Genomic DNA, 7,332 nt, shown 5'->3' with positions numbered 1-7,332 from the left:
GCTTTCCTGTAAAGCACGGAAGGTAATTCTTTCTATCTCTTTCATTGTGATGTTAGGTATGGTATCTTTCATAGTAAGGGTCCTTTCTCTTTGTACAGTTGGTTTCTTGGTCGTTACTTACTATACAAAAAGAGGATCCTTTTTTCATGTGATGTGCTCACACCTACCGCGCTTTCGCTTGGTGTCCTTGGTGACGAGTGGGGAATAAAACCACTTCCCCACTCGTCACCAAGGTTACATATTCTTCCTTAACTTACTTTTTTTCCACCCACAAACATTTTACTCTAACTTCCAAACCCAATTTTTAAAGGGAGCCTATTTAACATGCGATTGGTATCGCAGTATCAATCTGCTCCCTTTAACTAATTCTTTTCAAGCTTATATTAAACAAATTGCATTTAGTTACCAAAAATAAATTACATACTCTCGTGGAACGTACGGTTTATTACATCAATTTGCTGTTCACGTGTTAATTTAATAAAGTTTACTGCGTATCCTGATACACGAATCGTTAATTGTGGATATTCCTCAGGGTGCTCCATTGCATCTAACAAAGTGGAGCGATCGAACACATTAATATTTAAATGATGTCCTTCTTGGTCCATATACCCATCTAGTATTGCAGATAAGTTATTGATTTGATCTTCCTGTTCTCTGCCTAATGCTTTAGGTACGATAGAGAAAGTGTTAGAGATACCATCTAAAGAATGTTCGTAAGGCATTTTTGCCACTGAGTTTAAGGATGCAAGAGCACCTTTTTTATCTCTTCCGTGTAATGGATTTGCTCCAGGTGAGAACGGTTCCCCTGCTTTACGTCCATCTGGTGTATTCCCAGTTTTCTTGCCATAAACAACATTAGATGTGATCGTTAAGATAGACATTGTCGTCTCTGCATTTCTGTATGTTTGGTGTTTCTTTAACATTTTAGAGAATTTAATCACTAATTCTTTTGCGATTAGATCCACACGGTCATCATCGTTTCCGTATTGCGGATATTCACCTTCGATTTCATAGTCAACTGCCAATCCATCTTCATCTCGGATAACTTTTACTCGTGAATGTTTAATTGCACTTAATGAATCAGCCACTACAGAAAGACCTGCGATACCAGTTGCCATTGTACGACGGATTTCCTTATCGTGCAGAGCCATTTCAATTCTTTCATAGCTATATTTGTCATGCATGTAGTGAATTATATTCAATGTGTTTATATACAACTCCGCAAGCCATTCCATAACTACATCAAATTTCTCCACCACTTCATCATAATCAAGGTATTCTGATGTGATTGGCTCAAGATTAGGAGCAACCTGTACTTTCGCTTTTTCATCCACACCACCATTTATTGCATAAAGTAATGCTTTACCAAGATTTGCTCTTGCACCAAAGAATTGCATTTGCTTTCCAATTGTCATTGCGGATACACAACACGCGATTCCATAGTCATCTCCATATTCAGGCCTCATAATTTCGTCATTTTCATATTGGATCGAACTTGTTTTTATAGACATATTAGAGCAATAATTTTTGAATGCCTCTGGTAATGCAGGTGACCATAATACAGTTAAATTTGGTTCTGGAGCAGGTCCTAAGTTATTTAGTGTATGCAAGAAACGGAACGAGTTTTTCGTTACAAGAGGGCGTCCATCCAGACCCATACCGCCGATGGATTCCGTAACCCACGTTGGATCTCCACTAAACAATTCATTATAGTCAGGAGTTCGGGCAAACTTCACTAAACGAAGTTTCATCACAAAGTGATCGACTAATTCCTGTACTTGTTGCTCTGTCAATATACCATTTTCCATATCTCTTTCAATATAGATATCAAGGAAAGTAGAAACTCTTCCTAAGCTCATAGCAGCACCGTTTTGCTCTTTAATCGCAGCAAGGTAACCAAGATATAACCATTGGAATGCCTCCGTCGCATTTGATGCTGGTTTTGAAATATCAAATCCATAGATAGATCCTAATTCTTTTAATTCATTTAAAGCACGGTATTGCTCCGTAATTTCTTCACGCAAACGAATTTTATCTTCTGTCATTGCTCCCGTTAGACTGTTCCACTCTTCTTTTTTAGCTTCCATAAGGCGGTCAATTCCATAAAGGGCAACACGACGGTAGTCTCCAATGATACGACCTCGGCCATAGGCATCAGGTAAACCAGTGATGACGCCAACCTTTCTGGCTAAAAGCATTTCAGGAGTATAAGCGTCAAACACACCCTGGTTATGCGTTTTACGATATTTATTAAAAAAGCTTTCCACATCTTTATCAAGCTCGTATCCGTAGGATTCCAGTGCCCCTTTTGCCATACGAATTCCACCGAAAGGCTGCATAGAACGTTTGAATGGTACATCTGTTTGAACGCCGACAATTTTTTCTTTTTCTTTATTAAGGTAACCAGCGCCATGGGACGTGATCGTAGATACAATCTCCGTATCTAAATCGTATACGCCACCTCTCTCACGCTCTTCCTTGGATAATTGCAAAACTTGCTCCCACAATTCCTTTGTCGCAGTTGTTGCATCAGCTAAGAAACTTTCATTTCCAGTGTAAGGCTTATAGTTTAGTTGGATGAAGTCACGGACATTGATTTCATTTTCCCAATTACCTTTCGTAAAACTATCCCACGGTTTTGTTAATAACCCTTTCATGTTAACCCCTCCAAAAAATTAGATTGTTACTATTTTTATATTAACTAACATAATTAACTGTTTTACCTGTTCATTGTCTCACAACTCTCCACAAGAATACTGTAGCCATTTTATGATCAATTTCTGTCTATTTATTGAACGAATTCTTGTGAAACAATTCACATTTATTAACTAATTTAAGTATAAAATACACTGTCATCTAAAACAATATTTAATTGTGACATATTGATGAATTTATTAATACAGTACAGAATTAACGATGATACAGTTTGTAAGAGGGGATTTTAATATTTCAACCCAATTAAAAATCCCCTTCTCATCAAAGAAAAGGGGCGCTAATTTCATTTCGTTTATGAATCAAAATCACTGGAACTGTTTTTCAAATTTATGGAACAGTTCTTCATTCATCTCTCCGTTAGTACAGGATTGCATATCGAATTCAATACCTAATTTCTCCTGGTAATCTGCTCTTTTTTCCTCATAAAGAACTCCTGTAACTAATCCATCATGTGCACGAACAGCGGTTAAGGCCTCTTCTCGTGTTTCAAAAGGCTTCTCAAAAGCTGTGAGTCTTTCCTTATAAAAGTCATACGTGTTAATTTTGTTAAAAGTGACACATGGACTATAAATGTTCACATGACTGAAGCCTTTATGTTCTATTGCACGTTCAATCATATTTGTCATTTGTTTAATATCCCCAGCAAAGGCTTGTGCCACAAAGGTTGCACCATTGGCAATGGAAGTGGAAACAGGATCTACTGGATATTCTTTATTTCCTCCCTTTGTTGTTTTAGTTACAAATCCATGTTCACTTCTCGGGGAAGTTTGCCCCTTTGTTAACCCATAGATATTATTATCCATTACAATATAGGACATATCGATATTTCTTCTTGCAGCATGAACAAAATGCCCCAACCCAATGCCGTAACCATCTCCATCTCCACCTGAGGCAATTACTTTTAAATTTGGGTTCCCCATCTTCACCCCTTGAGCAACAGGAAGTGACCTGCCATGAATCGTGTGGAATCCATTCGTCCTAACATATTCGGACACTTTCCCTGAACAACCAATGCCTGAAATAATAGCAAATTCATGTGGTTCATAGCCTAATTGTATGATAGATTTCTGAATTCCAGCCATAATACTAAAATGACCACACCCTGGACACCATGTAGGCTGATCTCCCCTCAAGTCCTTTAATGTTGCCATGTTATCAACTCCTTTACTTGCTTCAAGATAGATCTGACAGTGAATGGATTACCATCGTACTGATTAATTGAACTTGCACGATCGTGAATTGGTGCATACTGTTTTAATAATTGCAGTAGTTGAGATTGGTAATTATTTTCTACCGTTACAATTCTTTTTCCTTGAAAAATTGGAGCTAATTCATCCATTGGTAAAGGATACAGTTGTTGAATGTGAAGGTGGGCAGCTTTAACTCCTTCTTCGTTTAATTTTGCTACTGTTTCCTGTATCATTCCATACGTAGATCCCATTCCTACAAATAAAAGTTCCGATTCAGCATGATTACTAGACAGTTTATATGGCTCTTGAATCATGGCATGTTTAACTTTTTCTAATCGTTTCCTCATCATGTTTATACGATTTTCAGGATCTTCTGATATATAACCGCTTTCGTCATGTTCATTAGAGCTAGTAGTATGGACCCCATGTTCCATGCCAGGTAATGGCCTTGGGGAAATTCCATCTTCTGTGAAACGGTATCGCTTGAAATGGGTTTCTCCCATTTCTTTAACTTCATCTTTCGACAACAATTTACCACGATCGATAGCAACACGCTTTGTATCAAACGAAGGGACTGTCATTTTATTCATAGATAACCCTAAATCTAATGCAATCAGGACTGGACACTGATAGATATCCGCTAAATTAAAACCCTCTGCTGCAATATAAAAACAATCCTCTATCGTTGCAGGAGATAGAACAATTCTAGGAATCTCACCGTGCGTTCCATAAATCATATGCTGAATATCACTTTGCTCATGTTTTGTTGGCAGACCTGTTGATGGGCCCCCACGTTGAGAATTAACAATAACGATTGGGACTTCACTCATTCCCGCCATACCTAATGCTTCCGTCTTTAGACTAAGACCAGGTCCAGAAGTAGATGTCATTGCCCTTACTCCACTGTAACTGGCTCCAATGGCAAAACAGAGTCCTGCAATTTCATCCTCCACCTGCATGACTGTACCACCAACTTCTGGCAATCTTTCTGAAAGCCATTCCATGATTTCACTTGCAGGTGTAATAGGGTATGCGCTTAAAAATCGGCAACCTGCCATTAAACTACCGTAAGCAGTTGCCTCATTACCTGAAATAAACAAGTGATTTTGGGTTGCTGTTGGTTTTAATTCACTAATTTGGTTTGTTAAATGCTCGTTTGTTAATTCAAATCCTTTGAGAACAGCTTGTTTGTTCGATGAAATGACCTCTTCTCCCTTTTTTGCAAAAATCTCCTCTATAAAATTGTGTAAGATATCCACTGGGAGTTCCAAAAGCGATACACTTACCCCTAATGCAATCATATTTTTAGCCATAGGATTACCTAATTCTTTAGCGATTTGTTTCAGTGGTACTGTAAAAATTGTGTAGGCTGTACCAGAAGTGGTATTGTGGGTTTCCATTGTTATTTCTTTTCCTTCTTGAATAACAACTGCACCAGAATTTAATACTCCCTCATGGTTTGGAAGCGTTTCCTTATCTAAACACAATAAAATATCTATACCATCCCCAGAATAAAAGTTTCGTTGATCCGTAGCTTTAACTTTATAATTCGTATGTCCCCCTTTAATACGAGACATAAATTGCTTGTATGTTGACACGGAGTAACCATATCTAACAAGTGTTTTAGCAAACAATTCTCCGGTGGAATCAACTCCTTCCCCTTGTTGACCACCAACCATCCATTCAATTGAACTTCGCATCTTATTCCCCCCTAAAATGGTATTACTTTTCCTTTGTTACAACTAAAATTTAATACTGTATTACTTGAGGGTAACATAGCACCTCCTTTGCCAAAATACATGTCTTCTAAAATTTTTTATACTATTTATCTTAATATATCTGAAAAATGATAATATTTAGTTTATTATACTACTTAATTTCACTTTTGAAAATAAAACCTAGTCTATATATATAAATCAGGTTAAATTTCTGTTATATAATAAATCTAAGTTAATGTATAACAGGTGAACAGACGAAAAATTCAAGTTCTTATCTTCAAAACTATTCTTACTATTGTTAATTGGACATTGTAATTTTCTCAAATAGAATTTTCTGCTATGATTAAGAAAAATGATCCATTTACCTCTTTGGCTATAATAAATGTTTATTTTAACGACATTATACTTCTTAAATTAATATTACCTGTTAACATAGCCATGTAATTAGTAATATAAAGATACCTAGTAGGAGGGCTCCTATGACAAAATCTCAAGGTTGGATGATCGCCAGGTTTATAGTAACAGTTATCTTTTTCTTCGTGGCACTATGGGGAGTTACTTGGATCTTTAAAGTATCCTATCCCTTTTGGATTGCTTCGGCCCTCGTTTGGATTTTTCTTCCTTTCATTCGATGGATGAGAAATAAACTACGCTTTCCAAACGGACTAGCCGTGCTTATTACACTGTTATTAGGCTTAGGTACATTAGCTGCCATATTTACAGGAGTAATCTTCCTCATTATTTTTGGGGTGCGCCGAATCTCAAATAATGTTCCATTGTGGATTGAAACTGCGTCAGAACATATTCAGATATTTTTTAATCAATCTGTTTTACCAAGATGGCAACGATTCACTGGGTTCATTGATGACCTTACACCAGAACAACAAAACACACTTCAAGAAGGGATCACTCAGTTAGGAACACAATTAGCTACAATTATTGCGGAAATGGGTCAAAAGATTGCTGACGGATTAACTCACTTAATCATAGCTGTTCCAACATTTTTAATCGCATTTCTATTTATCTTTCTCGCGTTTTACTTTATTGGAAAGGATTGGGAAAGTCTTCGTAGAAACACATTAAAGTTATTACCTGCCGTATTTATACAGAAAGGGAAAGAATTTAGAAAGATGTTTCGGCATCGGGTTCTTGGGTTCTTACGGGCACAAGTAATCTTGATGGCAATTGCATCCATCATTGTCTTAATTGGTCTCTTAATTCTACGTATAGATCAAGCGTTTACTATTGCTCTTATTGTTGGTATTGCAGAGATACTTCCTTACTTAGGATCTGGAACGATACTTATACCATGGTTTATCTATCTTTTTGTTACCGGGAATATTAGTCTAGGCATTGGAATTGCCGTTGTTTACGGTGTTACAGTTGGAATTAGGCAAACCATTGAACCGAAAGTATTATCTTCCAGTATGAATTTGAATCCACTTGCAGTTTTGATGGCTCTTTTTATTGGTTTTCAGATTTTAGGTGTAATCGGAGTATTCATTGGACCGTTTACCCTTGTCCTTTTTGTGATTTTAAAAGATATTGGGGTTTTAAAATCTATTTGGTCTTTTATCCGTTTTGGATGGGAAGATGAAAAAAGTTCATAATCAATAAGAAAAGCGCAAGCGCCTATGAACACGAGTGTAGGGCAGTGGAGGAATGACAACTAGAAGTCCGATCTTTGACTTCGGTTGTCACTTCCGAAG

The 7,332-nt window shown here is 37.0% G+C and carries 4 protein-coding genes; 1 reads left to right on the top strand and 3 read right to left on the bottom strand.

The annotated features are described in order from the left end of the window. Positions 1-416: 416 nt before the first annotated feature. The 3 genes from pflB to KS419_RS07095 form a co-directional block, all read right to left on the bottom strand. Positions 417-2,657, bottom strand: a complete 2,241-nt coding sequence (gene pflB / locus KS419_RS07105) for a formate C-acetyltransferase (protein ID WP_217065413.1) — start codon at positions 2,655-2,657, stop codon at positions 417-419. 363 nt (positions 2,658-3,020) lie between these two features. Beyond that, complete coding sequence (locus tag KS419_RS07100) at positions 3,021-3,866, bottom strand: 2-oxoacid:ferredoxin oxidoreductase subunit beta (RefSeq protein WP_217065412.1); 846 nt, start codon at positions 3,864-3,866, stop codon at positions 3,021-3,023. Continuing rightward, a complete protein-coding gene (locus KS419_RS07095) occupies positions 3,854-5,605 on the bottom strand; it encodes a 2-oxoacid:acceptor oxidoreductase subunit alpha (protein WP_217065411.1) in 1,752 nt (583 codons plus the stop codon). Before KS419_RS07095 ends, KS419_RS07100 begins: the two co-directional genes overlap by 13 nt. A 497-nt stretch (positions 5,606-6,102) precedes the next feature. Between KS419_RS07095 and ytvI the strand changes: the two genes are divergently transcribed. Next, entirely contained in the window at positions 6,103-7,233 is a 1,131-nt protein-coding gene (gene ytvI / locus KS419_RS07090) for a sporulation integral membrane protein YtvI (RefSeq protein WP_217065410.1), read from the top strand. Positions 7,234-7,332 lie beyond the last annotated feature (99 nt).

Origin of the sequence: Evansella tamaricis, assembly GCF_019042215.1 — a bacterium.
GTDB classification, from domain to species: Bacteria; Bacillota; Bacilli; order Bacillales; family Salisediminibacteriaceae; genus Evansella; species Evansella tamaricis.
This window is presented reverse-complemented; position numbering and strand designations above follow the sequence as displayed.